The 13,645-nt window shown below is 56.9% G+C and carries 13 protein-coding genes; 3 read left to right on the top strand and 10 right to left on the bottom strand.

Annotation, left to right across the window (positions count from 1 at the left end):
- Nucleotides 1-126: 126 nt before the first annotated feature.
- On the top strand, nt 127-1,785 hold the full coding sequence (locus ACMGG1_RS23960) for a putative transporter (RefSeq protein ID WP_414161071.1): 1,659 nt from the start codon (nt 127-129) through the stop codon (nt 1,783-1,785).
- Between the two features lie 36 nt (nt 1,786-1,821).
- Here the strand turns inward: ACMGG1_RS23960 and ACMGG1_RS23955 are convergent, their stop codons facing one another.
- Entirely contained in the window at nt 1,822-3,075 is a 1,254-nt protein-coding gene (locus ACMGG1_RS23955) for a valine--pyruvate transaminase (protein ID WP_041415136.1), read from the bottom strand.
- Between the two features lie 134 nt (nt 3,076-3,209).
- Nucleotides 3,210-5,279, bottom strand: a complete 2,070-nt coding sequence (locus ACMGG1_RS23950) for an alpha-amylase (protein ID WP_414161070.1) — start codon at nt 5,277-5,279, stop codon at nt 3,210-3,212.
- A 186-nt stretch (nt 5,280-5,465) separates the two neighbouring features.
- On the opposite strand from ACMGG1_RS23950, the gene ACMGG1_RS23945 reads away from it, so the two are divergent.
- Nucleotides 5,466-5,714: a CopG family ribbon-helix-helix protein gene (locus ACMGG1_RS23945; RefSeq protein ID WP_414161069.1), complete on the top strand. Its 249-nt coding sequence runs from the start codon at nt 5,466-5,468 to the stop codon at nt 5,712-5,714.
- Nucleotides 5,704-5,991: a type II toxin-antitoxin system RelE/ParE family toxin gene (locus ACMGG1_RS23940; protein ID WP_020824652.1), complete on the top strand. Its 288-nt coding sequence runs from the start codon at nt 5,704-5,706 to the stop codon at nt 5,989-5,991. The genes ACMGG1_RS23945 and ACMGG1_RS23940 overlap by 11 nt, the downstream gene beginning before the upstream one ends.
- A 47-nt stretch (nt 5,992-6,038) precedes the next feature.
- Here ACMGG1_RS23940 and ghrB read toward each other — a convergent pair whose 3' ends face one another.
- The 8 genes from ghrB to ACMGG1_RS23900 all read right to left on the bottom strand — a co-directional run bounded on the left by ghrB (nt 6,039) and on the right by ACMGG1_RS23900 (nt 13,549).
- On the bottom strand, nt 6,039-7,013 hold the full coding sequence (gene ghrB, locus ACMGG1_RS23935; RefSeq protein WP_414161068.1) for a glyoxylate/hydroxypyruvate reductase GhrB: 975 nt from the start codon (nt 7,011-7,013) through the stop codon (nt 6,039-6,041).
- Between the two features lie 166 nt (nt 7,014-7,179).
- Nucleotides 7,180-8,448: an MFS transporter gene (locus ACMGG1_RS23930; RefSeq protein WP_020824654.1), complete on the bottom strand. Its 1,269-nt coding sequence runs from the start codon at nt 8,446-8,448 to the stop codon at nt 7,180-7,182.
- Between the two features lie 109 nt (nt 8,449-8,557).
- Complete coding sequence (locus ACMGG1_RS23925; protein ID WP_046374822.1) at nt 8,558-9,517, bottom strand: sugar kinase; 960 nt, start codon at nt 9,515-9,517, stop codon at nt 8,558-8,560.
- Between the two features lie 5 nt (nt 9,518-9,522).
- On the bottom strand, nt 9,523-10,275 hold the full coding sequence (locus tag ACMGG1_RS23920) for a sugar phosphate isomerase/epimerase family protein (protein ID WP_115057910.1): 753 nt from the start codon (nt 10,273-10,275) through the stop codon (nt 9,523-9,525).
- Nucleotides 10,276-10,458: 183 nt separating this feature from the next.
- Nucleotides 10,459-11,493: a LacI family DNA-binding transcriptional regulator gene (locus tag ACMGG1_RS23915; protein ID WP_390902188.1), complete on the bottom strand. Its 1,035-nt coding sequence runs from the start codon at nt 11,491-11,493 to the stop codon at nt 10,459-10,461.
- A 128-nt stretch (nt 11,494-11,621) separates the two neighbouring features.
- Nucleotides 11,622-12,284 carry an OmpA family lipoprotein gene (locus tag ACMGG1_RS23910; protein WP_020824658.1) on the bottom strand — a complete coding sequence of 221 codons (663 nt, stop codon included), beginning with the start codon at nt 12,282-12,284 and terminating at the stop codon, nt 11,622-11,624.
- A 267-nt stretch (nt 12,285-12,551) separates the two neighbouring features.
- The gene (locus ACMGG1_RS23905; RefSeq protein WP_170868541.1) at nt 12,552-12,986 is read right to left on the bottom strand and encodes an N-acetyltransferase; all 435 of its coding nucleotides are present in this window, start codon (nt 12,984-12,986) and stop codon (nt 12,552-12,554) included.
- Complete coding sequence (locus ACMGG1_RS23900) at nt 12,983-13,549, bottom strand: DNA-3-methyladenine glycosylase I (RefSeq protein WP_046374820.1); 567 nt, start codon at nt 13,547-13,549, stop codon at nt 12,983-12,985. Before ACMGG1_RS23900 ends, ACMGG1_RS23905 begins: the two co-directional genes overlap by 4 nt.
- Between the last annotated feature and the right edge of the window lie 96 nt (nt 13,550-13,645).

Raw genomic sequence — 13,645 nt, 5'->3', positions numbered from 1 at the left:
GGGCTTCCCCCGTTGCATTATGTGGCTTAACCCACAGTCGCGTTTTCCTACCTATGCCAAAATCCCTGTTAATTGTGTGACTTTGACCGCAAACCGGTTGTTAAACTTCTGGCAAGGATGTGACCTATGAGCGAAATCGCCCTGACCGTCAGTATGTTGGCGTTGGTGGCCGTTCTCGGGCTGTGGATGGGTAACTGGAAGCTGTATGGGGTTGGGTTGGGGATTGGCGGGGTGCTGTTTGGCGGCATTATCGTCGGGCATTTCGCCCAGAGTTGGCAGCTCAGTCTGAATGGCGACATGCTGCACTTCATTCAGGAGTTTGGCCTGATCCTGTTCGTTTACACCATAGGTATTCAGGTCGGGCCCGGTTTCTTCTCTTCCTTGCGGGTGTCCGGGTTGCGGCTCCACGGCTTCGCCATTTTGCTGGTGCTGGTGGGCGGGGTGGTCGCGGCGGTGGTTCACAAGCTGTTTGACGTCCCGCTGCCGATCATTCTTGGCGTGTTCTCCGGTGCCGTCACCAATACCCCCGCACTCGGCGCCGGGCAGCAAATTCTTACCGATTTGGGCTCAGATCCGGCCATGGTCGATCGCATGGGGATGGGCTATGCCATGGCCTATCCGTTCGGTATCTGCGGCATTCTGCTGGTGATGTGGCTGATACGCCTGTTTTTCCGCATCAATATCGAACGGGAGGCTCAGGCTTTTGAAAGCAGCCTGGGCAACCAGCGCGAGCTGCTGCAAACCATGAATATCGCGGTGCGTAACCCGAACCTGCAAGGGATGGCGATCAAGAATGTGCCGCTGCTGAACGGTGAGGATATTATCTGTTCACGCCTGAAACGCGGTGAGTTGCTGATGGTACCGGCGCCGCTCGAGAGGCTGGAGCTGGGCGACTATCTGCATCTGGTGGGCAAACGCGAAAGTCTGGAAAATGCGCGGTTGGTGATTGGCGAAGAGGTCGACGTCTCGCTGTCAACGCGGGGGACGGAACTGCAGGTGGTGAGGGCGGTGGTGACCAATGAGAAAGTCTTGGGCAGCAAAATCCGCGATCTGAACCTGAAGCAAAAGTACGACGTGGTGATCTCGCGCCTCAACCGCGCGGGGGTTGAACTGGTGGCAGGCAGCAATGTAACGCTGCAATTCGGCGACATCCTCAATCTGGTTGGCCGCCCGGAGTCCATCGAGGCGGTGGCGGCCATTGTCGGCAATGCCCAACAGAAGCTGCAGCAGGTGCAAATGCTGCCGGTGTTTATCGGTATCGGTTTGGGGGTACTGTTGGGATCTGTGCCGCTGTTTATTCCGGGTTTTCCTGCTGCGTTGCGCTTGGGCCTGGCCGGTGGGCCGCTGGTTGCGGCCTTGATACTCGGGCGTATCGGTAGCATTGGCAAGCTGTATTGGTTTATGCCGCCCAGCGCTAACCTGGCGTTGCGTGAACTGGGTATCGTGCTATTTCTGGCGGTGGTGGGGCTGAAGTCGGGCGGCAACTTTGTCGATACCCTGATTAATGGCGAAGGGTTGGCGTGGATTGGTTACGGTGCACTGATCACCGCAATTCCGTTGCTCAGCGTTGGCGTATTGGCGCGGATGCTGGGCAAGATGAATTATTTGACGCTGTCCGGCATGCTGGCAGGTTCAATGACCGATCCGCCAGCGCTGGCCTTTGCTAACGGCCTGCACCCGACCAGCGGCGCTGCCGCGCTGTCTTACGCCACGGTATATCCGTTGGCGATGTTCCTGCGCATCATGTCGCCGCAGCTGCTGGCGGTGCTGTTCTGGGCAATGTAAGGCTTTGGGGCGCTGTCTGAGCGCCCCTTATTCAAATCAGCCCGCTTCCTGGTGAGCACGCTCGATCTCTTCCGCCAGTATCGCCACGCCACGTTCAATTTTCTCCGGATCCGGCACGTAGTTCATCCGCATGCACTGATGAGTATGCGGCCATTCATGTTCCAGCCCCGGGAAGAAGTAGTGGCCTGGCACCATCAGCACGCCGCGCTTTTTCAGGCGCTGATACAGCAGCTCGGTGGTGATCGGCAGATCCTTGAACCATAACCACAGGAAAATCGCCCCTTCCGGTTTATGGATCAGGCAGCGTTCCGGCGACAGATAGCGGCGGATAATGCCGATAGTCTGCTCGACGCGCTGCTTGTAGAACGGACGGATCACCTCGTTTGACAGTCGCAACAGGTCGCCACGTTCGATCATTTCCGTTGCCATGGCCGGCCCCATGCTGCCTGGCGACAAGCTGATAATGCCGTTCATGTTGGTCAGGGCGCCGATGGTTTTCTCATCGGCGATCACGATGCCGCAGCGCGAGCCGGGCAGGCCAAGCTTCGACAGGCTCATGCACAGGATAATGTTCGGGTTCCACAGCGGCGTAGCGTCGCTGAAGATAATGCCGGGGAAGGGCACGCCGTAAGCGTTATCGATCACCAGCGGGATATTGCGCTGCTGCGCCAGCCGATCGAGTTTCATCAGCTCTTCGTCGGTGATTACGTTACCGGTCGGGTTGGTTGGGCGCGACACGCAGATCATGCCGATATCGTCGCCGATATTCAGATGTTCGAAGTCAACGTGATACTTGAACTGACCTTCCGGCAGCAGCTCAATGTTGGGCTTGGCCGAAACAAACAGCCCCTCGTCCAACCCGGCATCGGCATAGCCGATATATTCCGGCGCCAACGGAAACAGCACGCGGCGACGGCTGCCGTCGGCATAGCGCCCGGCAAACAGGTTAAACAAGTAGAAAAACGCGCTCTGGCTGCCATTTGTCAGTGCAATGTTCTGTGGCGAGATCTGCCAGCCCAGCTCATCGCGCAGCAAATTAGCCAGCGCTTTCAGCAGGGCGTCTTTGCCCTGCGGGCCGTCATAGTTACACAGCGCCTCGGTCAGTTTGCCCTGATCGAGCATGTCCTGGCACAGTTGTTTGAAGTAGCTTTCCATCTCTGGAATTTGCGCCGGATTACCGCCGCCGAGCATGATGGCACCGGGGGTGCGCAGGCCTTCGTTCAGGTCATCCATTAAACGGGTAATGCCCGCGTAACGGGTAAATTTGTCGCCGAAAAGTGAAAAAGTCATAGGTGCAACTGTATTGTTTTTAGCAGGTAATACCCCACCATACCGCCAGACAATTTCCGGTGCAATGCGGTTCATAAAACAACCACCGGGAGTAAACTTCACCCGATGGTTTTTTAGCAGCATATCTCTCTGAATTATTGTGACCGATCGCCGACCCAGGCCACCATCACTTTATCGTCGCCGAGCCGACGGCTGAAAGCATAGTAGTGTGCCGTTTGCTGCGACTGCTGTGTGCCGGCACCGATCGCCGGGTGACGAGCGCGGAATTGACCCAGCCGCTGCCAGTGTGCCAACAGAGGAGCTTTGCTACCCTGCAACTCGGCCCAGTTCATATCGGAACGGGTACCCTGCAACGGATCTGAGCCGGTAGGGCCTAGATCACGGCCACTTTCATCGCCGTAGTAAATCTGCACCGCACCGGGTGCCAACAGCAACAGATCGGCAGCGCGCTGCTGCTGCGTTAGCGACCCTTTAGCATCGCTGGCAAAGAACAGCCGGGTATCGTGCGAGGAGATGTAGCTCAACACGTTGAAATCCTGCAGCTTGTCGGCCATCTGTCGGTAGGTGGCATCGATGTTGGAGAAGCAAGCCAAGGCCTGGGAAGCCTGATCCTGGAAGTCAAAATTGATCATCGCGTCGAAGCCGTTCTGGTAATAGTCGCTTTTCATCACGCCATGGCCCCAGGCTTCGCCGGTCATCCAGAAAGGAGCATCATCCAGCGCCTGTTGTGGATGGGCGGCTTTCCACTCTGCCAGAGCTGCGGTGGCGCGCTGTTTCAATAGCGCCAGCGTTGGTTTTTCTACGTGCTTGGCGGTGTCGACGCGAAAACCGTCAATGCCATAGTCACGTACCCACTGGCTAAGCCAGGTGGTCAGGTAGTCGCGTGTGGTGGCGCCGGGAATCTCCCGCGCGGCGGTATCGGGTTTATGGCGGTAAAACAGGGGCAGACCACTGGCTCCGGGCGCTTCAGTTTTGATGTCCGGAAGGAAAGCCAGCGACATGGTGAGATCGTTATAGCCGGGTGGATCGTAGTCACCGATATCGGTACGGATCCAGTTTTTGCCCCACCATGAACTCCAGCCCGCTTTATCGCTGAAGTTGATGTAATCGTTGAAGCTGTGCCAGTTTTGACCTGGGCCTGGTCGCCAGTCGCCCCAATGTTTACCCAACGTTTTTTCGATTTCTTCCTCCTTCAGATATAGCGAGCCGAATTGGAAGGTCTGCATATCTGCCAGCGTGGCGTAGCCGACGTGATTCACTACCACGTCAAACAGAATGCGGATACCGCGTTGGTGCGCCTGATCGACCAGCGTGCGCAGGTCTTGCTCGCTGCCCATATTGGCATCGAGTCGGGTCCAGTCCAGCGCGTAATAGCCGTGGTAAGCGTAATGCGGGAAGTCTCCTTTGGTGCCGCCGCCGACCCAACCGTGGATTTGCTCCAGCGGCGAACTGATCCACAGCGCATTGACGCCAAGCTGTTGCAAATAATCCAGTTTGTTCGTCAGGCCAGCCAGATCGCCGCCGTGGAAGGTGCCGATCTCCTGCATGCCGTCGCTGCGGCGTCCGTAGCTGTGGTCGTTGGCCGGGTTGCCGTTCTCAAAGCGATCGGTAAGGGCAAAATACACCGTGGCGTTGTGCCAATTGAAGGGCGCCGGTTTTTCGCTATCGGCAGATTCCAACAACAGCAATCCACCGCTACCGACGGCGGGTTGCAGGGTGATTTTGCCCTGGCTGACCTTTGCCGTTTGGCCTGAATAGAAATCGCGTACCAATTCGCCTTCGTCAAAGGTTGCCGCGACGTCAAGGGTGATCGGTTTACCGTCCCAGCGTTGGCAGGTGCGCGTGGCGGCGGCAGTGGCGATTTCCGCTGCGGTTTTCAGACTGAGTTGTAACGTCGGCGTGCCGCTGCGCGTGTCGATGCGCACCTGATATTCCCCGGTGCGGAACAGCCGCCAGTTAACCGGCGGGTTATCGCCGCAGGGTTGCAGTGACAACGTCTGGTTCAGTTTGACCGGCGCAGTTGGCTGCCAGCATTGCTGGTCTTGGTAAATTTTCAGCGGCAGTTCGCCTTTGAGCAGCGTGGCGTGGCTGGTGAACAAGCCGTCGGCGGAAGTACCGTCAAAGGCTGGGAAGCTTTGCAGCGTCCAGTTTGCCATTGCCGCAGGCGACAGCAGCATCAGCAGGGGAAGGGTCAGGCGTTTCATGGCTCTCCTTACGCGTGGCAGGAAGCGTTTTTATCGTAGGGTAACGCCCAGTGTGACGAACGATGAAAAAATAGCCTCATCCCGGCGCGAGATTTTCGGGGAGGAGAAGGCAGGGGGAGGTGAGGCTGTTATCCGGTGATTTTTTAATCTATATTACAATGTATACATTGTAGTGTGAGGTGATCTATGAGCGTGATGTCCGTTCGACTATCGGAAGATCTCAGTGAGCAGCTCGAAGCTTTGGCCAAAGCGACCGGCAGGACTAAATCGTTTTTGGCCGGGCAGGCCATCCGAGATTTTATTAACCGTGAAGCCTGGCAAATTGCTGAAACTCAGCAGGCAATTATTGAGGCGGATCAGGGAGATTTTGTTTCTTACGATGAAATGGAAGCCCGCTTCAAGAAGATGGGGGTGATTGTTAACGATGAAAATTAAATGGCTAAGGAAAGCCGCAAGCAATTTTGATGACGAATATGATTGGTTTTATCAAGAGAGTCCTCAGGTTGCGACAGAGTTTGCCAGGGAGGTTTTTCGCTTAGTGAATTTGCTGGTTTCAAACCCGGCCCTCGGCAGGGCAGGCAGGGTGATGGGCACCCGGGAAATTGTGATGAAAACCTTCCCGTACCTGATCCCGTACAGAATTAAAAACAATGAAATACATATCCTGAGAATATTTCATATGCGCAGGCGTCCGCCCAAAAGGTGTTGGTGATTTTGCATGGATGCCAGTTTCTTGCTTACTGGCACCCATGAAAGTTACTACTTCAGTAGCTGCGGGTTAACGCAGTTTTCTGTGACCTTACCGGTCAGCGCGGCGATCAGGTTGTCCACGGCGCAGGCGGCCATGCCATAACGGGTCTCATGGGTCGCAGAACCGATATGCGGCAGCGCTACTACGTTCGGCAACGTCAACAGCGGTGAAGATACCGGCAGCGGTTCCTTTTCGAACACGTCCAGCCCGGCGGCATGAATAGTGCCGTTTTTCAGCGCCTCAACCAGTGCCGCTTCATCCACCACCGGACCACGGCCAGCGTTGATCAGAATACCGCTCTTTTTCATCTTCGCCAGTTGGTCACGGCTGATCATATGGAAAGTTTCGTCGGTCAGCGGCAGCGTAATGCAGATGAAATCGGATTCGGCCAACAGGGTATCCAGGTCACAGCGGCGGGCATTAAAACGCTGCTCTGCTTCTTCATGAGTGCGGCGGGCGTTATACAGCACCGGCATGCCGAAGCCGAAATGAGCGCGTTGCGCCAGCGCCAGACCAATACGACCCATGCCGAGGATGCCGATAGTTTTGTGGTGCACGTCAACGCCAAACCAGTCTGCCCCGATGCTGCCTTGCCATTCGCCGGCCTTCACTCGTTCAGCTACTTCTACCACGCGACGAGCTGTCGCCAAAACCAGGCTCATGATGGTGTCGGCGACGGTTTCAGTCAGCACGGTTGGGGTGTGCATCAGCAGCACGTTATGGGCATTAAGCGCGTCAACGTCGAAATTATCGTAACCGACGGAAATGGTTGAAGCCGCGCGCAGTTTGGGGGCCTGCTGCAAGAAAGCCTCATCAATTTTGCCGCCGGAACCGATGATCCCTTCTGCCTGTTGCAGCGCCTGGCGTAACTCATCGCGGTTTTCCGGGTTTAGCCCGTTGAAGGCATGCACGGTGAAGTGCTGTTCCAGTCGTTCACGCAGATCGGTGGGAATGCTTTTGTATAACACGATAGAAGGCTTCATCACTTACTCCAGCAATACCCTTCGTTTTTCAGACTGCAGCGTTGTTAACTGCTCGAACTTCCCCCAGTGACTTACTTAAGTCAGCGCCTGGGGGAAGTTCGTTTGTCGCCTGGCTGCAGCCTGAAATCCATTGGGTATATTCAACAGAAAATAAATTATAACGAGACTAAGCCAGTTGTGGGTGAGCCTCGTTGCGAGCGGGCTTGACGATCAGCGTCACCACCACGGCCACCAGCAGCGCAATGGCCATAAACATATACGAAGCTGCCGGGCTGCCGGTTGCGCCGTTGAGGTAACCGACGAACCAGGAACCGAAGAAGGAACCCAGCGCGCCCATGCTGTTGATCAATGCCATGGCACCGCCGGCGACGTTTTTCGGCAGCATCTCGGGAATGATGGCGAAGAACGGCCCGTAAGGGGCGTACATTGCCGCACCGGCAATCACCAGCAGGGCATAAGAGATCCAGAAATGGTTGGCGCCTACGGCATAAGAACCAAAGAACGCCAGCGCGCCAATCAGCAGCAGTGGCCAGACGAACAGCTTACGGTTTTGCATTTTGTCCGAAGCCCAGGACACCAGGATCATGGCGATGGTCGCCGCCAGGTAAGGCACCGCCGACAGCCAGCCGGCCTCCACCATGCCCATTTCCATGCCGCTGCGCAGGATAGAAGGCAACCACAGCACGAAGCCATACACGCCAATGCTCCAGGCGAAGTACTGGACGCAAAGCAGGATCACGTTGCGTGAGCGGAAGGCTTCGCTGTAGTTACGCACCGCCTTGATGCCTTTCTGCTCTTCTTCCAACTGCTGCTGCAGGGCCAGCTTTTCGTCATCGCTTAACCATTTGGCCTGCGCCGGTTTGTCTTTGACCAGCACCCACCAACAGAAGGCCCAGATCACCGCCGGAATGCCTTCAAAGATGAACATTTCACGCCAGCCGTAGGCATGGATCAGGTAGCCGGAAACCACCGACATCCACAGCACGGTGACGGGGTTACCGAGGATCAGGAAGGTATTGGCACGCGAACGTTCGGACTTGGTGAACCAGTTGCTGATGTAAATCAGCATTGCCGGCATCACCGCGGCTTCCACCACGCCGAGGATAAAACGGATGGCCGCCAGCATCGGGATATTGCTGACCATGCCGGTCAGCGAGGCGCAGGCGCCCCACAGGATCAGGCACCAGAAAATCAGTTTTTTAACGCTGCGGCGTTCGGCATAGATCGCCCCCGGGATTTGGAAAAAGAAATAGCCGAGGAAAAACAGCGCGCCCAGCAGCGATGACATGCCTTTGGTGATGCCCAGATCGTCATTGATGCCAGCCGCCGAGGCAAAGCTGAAGTTGGCTCGGTCGAGATAGGCCAGGCTGTAGGTGATAAACACGATGGGCATGATGTACCACCAGCGTTTAGCCGCGATAGTCGCTTTGGTCATGTTCAGATTCCTTCAGTGGTGTCGTGGTGCTCTCCCGGCGGATCTGGTTGTAGGGCCAGAGACATCAGCCGTTCGGAGAAGGCTATTAACTGATATTGTTTTGTTATATTTATTCAGCCAGTGCCGCGCGGGTCGGCAACCCTTCGCTGTCACCGATGGCCTGAATGGCCAGCGAGCCGATTTTATTGCCGCGTTGCACCGCCTGTTTCAGCGTTTTGCCTTCCAGCAGGGCGCTGATGGTCCCGACGGCAAAGCCGTCTCCTGCACCTACGGTATCCACCACATTGCTGACTTTGATTGCGGCTACCGCCGCCTGATCGCCCGCTGCGGTTTTAAACCAGGCGCCGTCCGGGCCGGTTTTAATGATCACCGCCTGTACGCCGCGCTCCAGATAAAAATCGGCAATCCCTTCCGGTGTCGACTGGCCGGTAAGAATTTGCCCTTCTTTCAGCCCCGGTAGCACCCAGTCGGCGGCAAACGCCAGCTTGTTCAGCTGCTCGATCATCACCTGTTGGCTGGACCACAACACCGGGCGCAGATTGGGGTCAAATGAAATGGTTTTGCCCATCGCCCGCATCTCGCGCGCCGCGTGGTTGCACAGCGCCAGCGATTGACCGGACAGCGCTGCCGCCACGCCGCTCAGGTGCAGGTGGCGTGCGGAACCAAAGTAATCGCGGTTGAAGTCGTCGACCGACAGGTGGCTGGCCGCCGAGCCTTTGCGGAAATACTCCACACTGGGATCGGTACCATCGGAGGTTTTAGATTTGATCTGAAAACCGGTCGGATAATTAGCATCCACCGTCACTTGCTGGGCGTTGATGCCTTCTTTTTTCAACTGCTGCAGGGTGAAGCGGCCGAAAGTGTCGTTGCCGACGCGGCTGACCCAGCCGACGTTCAGCCCCAGACGAGCCAGGCCGATTGCGACGTTCAGCTCGGCGCCGGCAATGCGTTTGGTGAAGTTGTCCACTTCCGCCAGATCGCCGGTTTGGGTTGCCACGAACATCGCCATGGCTTCACCCAGAGTGACGACGTCCAGTTGCGCGCGATGCGCGGTAGTCAGCGTTGTCATGATGTTTACTCCGCGCGCAAAAGGTTAACGTAGTAGCGGGTCACGTCTTCCAGACTGTCACCTTGCAGTGGGAATTCAATGCCGCGTGGTGCGTCCAGCGGCAGGCGAGTCAGCAGATCGCGCCATTTGCCATCGCTGTCATCCAGCGCCACGGCACGCCAGCCTTTCAGGCTATGAGTTGCGGCTTTAACGTGAACGTAGCTGACGTGGCGGGCCAGGCGATCGGCGGCGGCGAAGGCGTCTTGCCCCACCCAGTGCCAGTTGGCCATGTCGAACGTCATGCTGACCGGCAGACGGTTATCTTCTGCGGCGTGGAAAAAGGCGTTGAGCAGCGACAAAATCCCGCAGTCAGGCGTTTGATCGTTCTCGACCACCAGGCTGACCGGATGTTGCTCCAGTGCCACTTTCAGTTCGGTAAAGTCGAAGCCCGGCTGGTAATGTCCAAGCGAGAGTTTCAACTGACGCGCGTTCAGCGTTTGGGCTTCCGCCAGCAGTGCCGGCAGGTTCGGGTTGAGCGTATGTTGTGGAGTGAACAGAGCCTCAGGCGCAGAGTAAACGGCAAACAGCTGCTGTTGTTCGATGGCCTGAGCCAGTGCCGGCAGGTTTTCCAGCTCCTGGGCAGAAAACAGTTCGCGGCGGATCTCTACACCGTCGGCGCCGGCATCGGCAATGATCGGCAATAATGCGGTCTGGCCGCCGAGCTGTTGGACGGTATCGGTGCCGTAGGCACCGGTCACCACGATAATTTCTCTTGTCATTTTTTGCTCCTGAGGTGGCGTTATCCCACCGCTGCTGTTAACCACACGTTAAATGGTACCGGTTCCAGGCGAAAGCGACAGAGTGTAAAAATATGATCGCAATCACGAACATGAGCAAAAAATAGTCTGAGGAGGATGTGGCTGGGGCGCCGTATGTCGCGCCCTGAGCAGGAAAGAAGGGGATTATCGGGTGGTGGAGCCGCGCACGATCAGTTCACCGGGGAACATCTGCTCGCTGATGGGGGTATCCACACCCTGAATGCGTTGCACCAGTTGCTCTAGCGCGGCGTGGCCCATCTGATAGGTCGGCTGTTTCAGCGTGGTGATGCCTACGCCGGCCAGTTCGGCCCATTCCAGTTCGTCAAAGCCCAGCAGGCCGATATCGCTGCCCCATTGGATACCCAGTCGACGCATGGCGCGCGCTACCTGCAGGGTCAGGGCACCGTTGGCGGAAATCACCGCTTTGCGCATGCCGCGATGGCGAGTATTGAAGTCGCCGAGCACCCCTTCCAGCAGCTTGACGTCGTTCAGCGGAACTTCGGCCTGTTCGGCCAACAGACCGGCATGTTGCGCCATGGTTTGGTTAAACGCGTGCAGCCGCTCCAGGCGGGTATTGACCGTGCCAATGGGCTCGCTGAGAAACAAAATGGCTTCGAAACCCTGTTGCAGCAGGTGTTCCGTGGCGGTCGTCGCGGCCTCGTGGTTGTTGAGGCCCACCACATCGCAGGCGAAATCATGAATTTTTCGGTCGATCAGTACCATCGGCAGCATGGATTGTTGCAGCGTCGATAACGCCTCTTCGCGCATACCGACGGCGTTGACCACAATGCCCTCTACCCGGTAGCTGCTGAGCAGTTGCAGGTAGTGCTGTTCCTGATTGACTTCGTTGTTGGTGTTACACACCAGCAGGGTAAAGCCGTGCTGACGGCAGGCGGCTTCGATGCCGCGCATCACGTCCACCGAATAGGGGTTGGTTATATCGGCGATGATCAGGCCAATCAGCCGCGTCTGTCCCCCTTTCAGGCTCCGCGCCATCTGGCTTGGACGGTAGTCGAGCTGGAGGATAGCCTGCTCGATGCGCTGTTTGAGATCGTCAGAAAGCAGGTGCTGCTCACCATTCAAGTAGCGCGATACGCTGGTTTTACCGGTCTTGGCGGTTTTCGCCACATCGCTGATGGTGGCCCGCCCCGAGGCGCGTATTGCCTTAACACTGCTCACAACTGATCTCCCCTGAGGTTAATTGCCAAGGAGACTATCACACAGAATGTATAGCCGGGAATGTTGAATGGGATAAGGGAAGAGGATCGACAGGATAAAAATGGCGGGGCATTGTGCCCCGCTCGGGATTATTGCAGCGGGCTGAGGGTGATCTCGACGCGACGGTTTTGCGCCTTGCCTTCTGCCGTGCTGTTGGAGGCGATCGGATTATCCGGACCTGCCCCGGTGGTGCGAATGCGGTTAGCCGCCACGCCCTGGGTGATTAACGCGCTGCCCACGCCGTCGGCACGTTGCTGCGACAGGGTCATGTTCAGTGAACGGGAGCCGGTGCTGTCGGTGTAGCCGACCACGTTAACCGCCGTTTTCGGGTATTCCTTCAGTACCATGGCAACGCCGGTCAGGGTGTTGGCACCCGCCGGTTTCAGGGTGGCGCTGCTGCTGTCAAAGGTGACATTGTTCGGCATGTTCAGCACGATATTGTCGCCCTGACGGGTAACGCTGACGCCGGTGCCTTTCATTTTGTCGCGCAGCTTGGCTTCCTGCACGTCCATGTAATAGCCAGCACCACCGCCCAATGCTGCACCTGCCGCTGCGCCGATCAGTGCGCCTTTGCCGCGGTCTTTTTTCGACGAGGACAGCACGCCAACGCCGGCACCCAGCGCGGCGCCCAGGCCTGCGCCAATACCGGATTTACCGGCTTCGGATTCCCCGGTGTACGGGTTGGTGGTACAGGCTGACAGCGTGAGCGCCACGCTCACCGCGCCGGCAATAATCGCAATGCGTTTTTTCATCTTTTTTCCTTTGTGGCATCAGAATCTGGGTGCGCCAATCCAATTTGGGGGCGCTAAAAAACCGTTGTCGGCATGCCAAGACGTGCCGAGGCGCTACTATGACGCGGATACTTTCCGGCAGTTCCGGAAAAAAACGTGACAAAATATAAGCGGATAACGGGCTTGAGCCTGTTATCCGGCAAAAAGCGAGGGAATACCATGCAGCGGATTCTGAATTGAACGCATCCCGGTGCGGGATGCGCCTTTTTTAGCCGGAAGTGGCAAGATTTAAACTGCGGACGGCCAGTTCATGATTAAGGTATAGGCCTGAGTTTCTTCGTTAAACAGACGCTGCGTCACCTGAAACCCCAGCTTGTGGTAGAACGCGCAGGCGCGCAGGTTTTGCTCATACACCTCCAGGCTTAGCTGGGGATAGCGCTGTTGTACGTGCGCCATCAGCGCCTGTCCTACGCCATGGCCGTGAAAGGCCTGTTCAACGAACAGTGCGCCAATAAAGCGTTGATCCAACACGCTGATAAACCCGACGATTTCCCCTTGATGCCAATAGGCCCAGCTTTGCGCTCGCGGCAGATAGTTTTCCCGCACCAGCGTCGCGCTTTCTTGCCAGTAGCTTTCCTTGACGAACGGGTGCGCAGCAATGGTGCTCGGCAACCACAAGGCCATTAACCGCTCCATATCTGCCGGGTGGCAGGGGCGGATCACTGCGGCTTTGGGTAGCAGAGGCATCCTGTGAGATGATCGTTCACCAACCCGCTGGCCTGCATAAAGGCGTAACAGGTGGTGGAGCCGATAAATTTGAAGCCGCGTTTTTTCAGTGCCTTGGACATCGCGTCCGAGCGTTCGGTTTTCGCCGGCACCTGGTTCAGTTGCTGCCAACTGTTGAGCTGCGGTTCGCCGTCGACAAATGACCAGATGAAAGTGACAAAATCTTCCCCGGCCGCTTCCATGGCCAGATAGGCTTTGGCATTGGCGATGATGGCTTCAATTTTGCCCCGGTGGCGGATAATGCCGCTGTCTTGCAACAGCGCGGCTATCTCTTGTTCATCGATAGCGGCCACGCGCTGCGGATCAAAATTGTGGAAGGCGCGCCGGTAATTCTCACGCTTTTTCAGCACGGTGATCCAGGACAGCCCGGCCTGCTGGCCTTCAAGGCATAGCATTTCAAACAGCTCGCGCGCATCGGTGGTTGGTGCGCCCCATTCCTTGTCGTGATACTCGAGATATAACGGATCCGCCGTCACCCAACCGCAACGTTCATTGGCCATACTGACTGTCCTTGTGCTGTGTTTATTTACAGTAATCATTACCTGAAGTGGTGAACTTGGCAAGCCCCTGATTGTTTTATCATCAGTCGGCTTGAC

This window comes from Serratia sp. BNK-12 (genome assembly GCF_047456085.1).
GTDB lineage: Bacteria > Pseudomonadota > Gammaproteobacteria > Enterobacterales > Enterobacteriaceae > Serratia > Serratia liquefaciens.
This window is presented reverse-complemented; position numbering and strand designations above follow the sequence as displayed.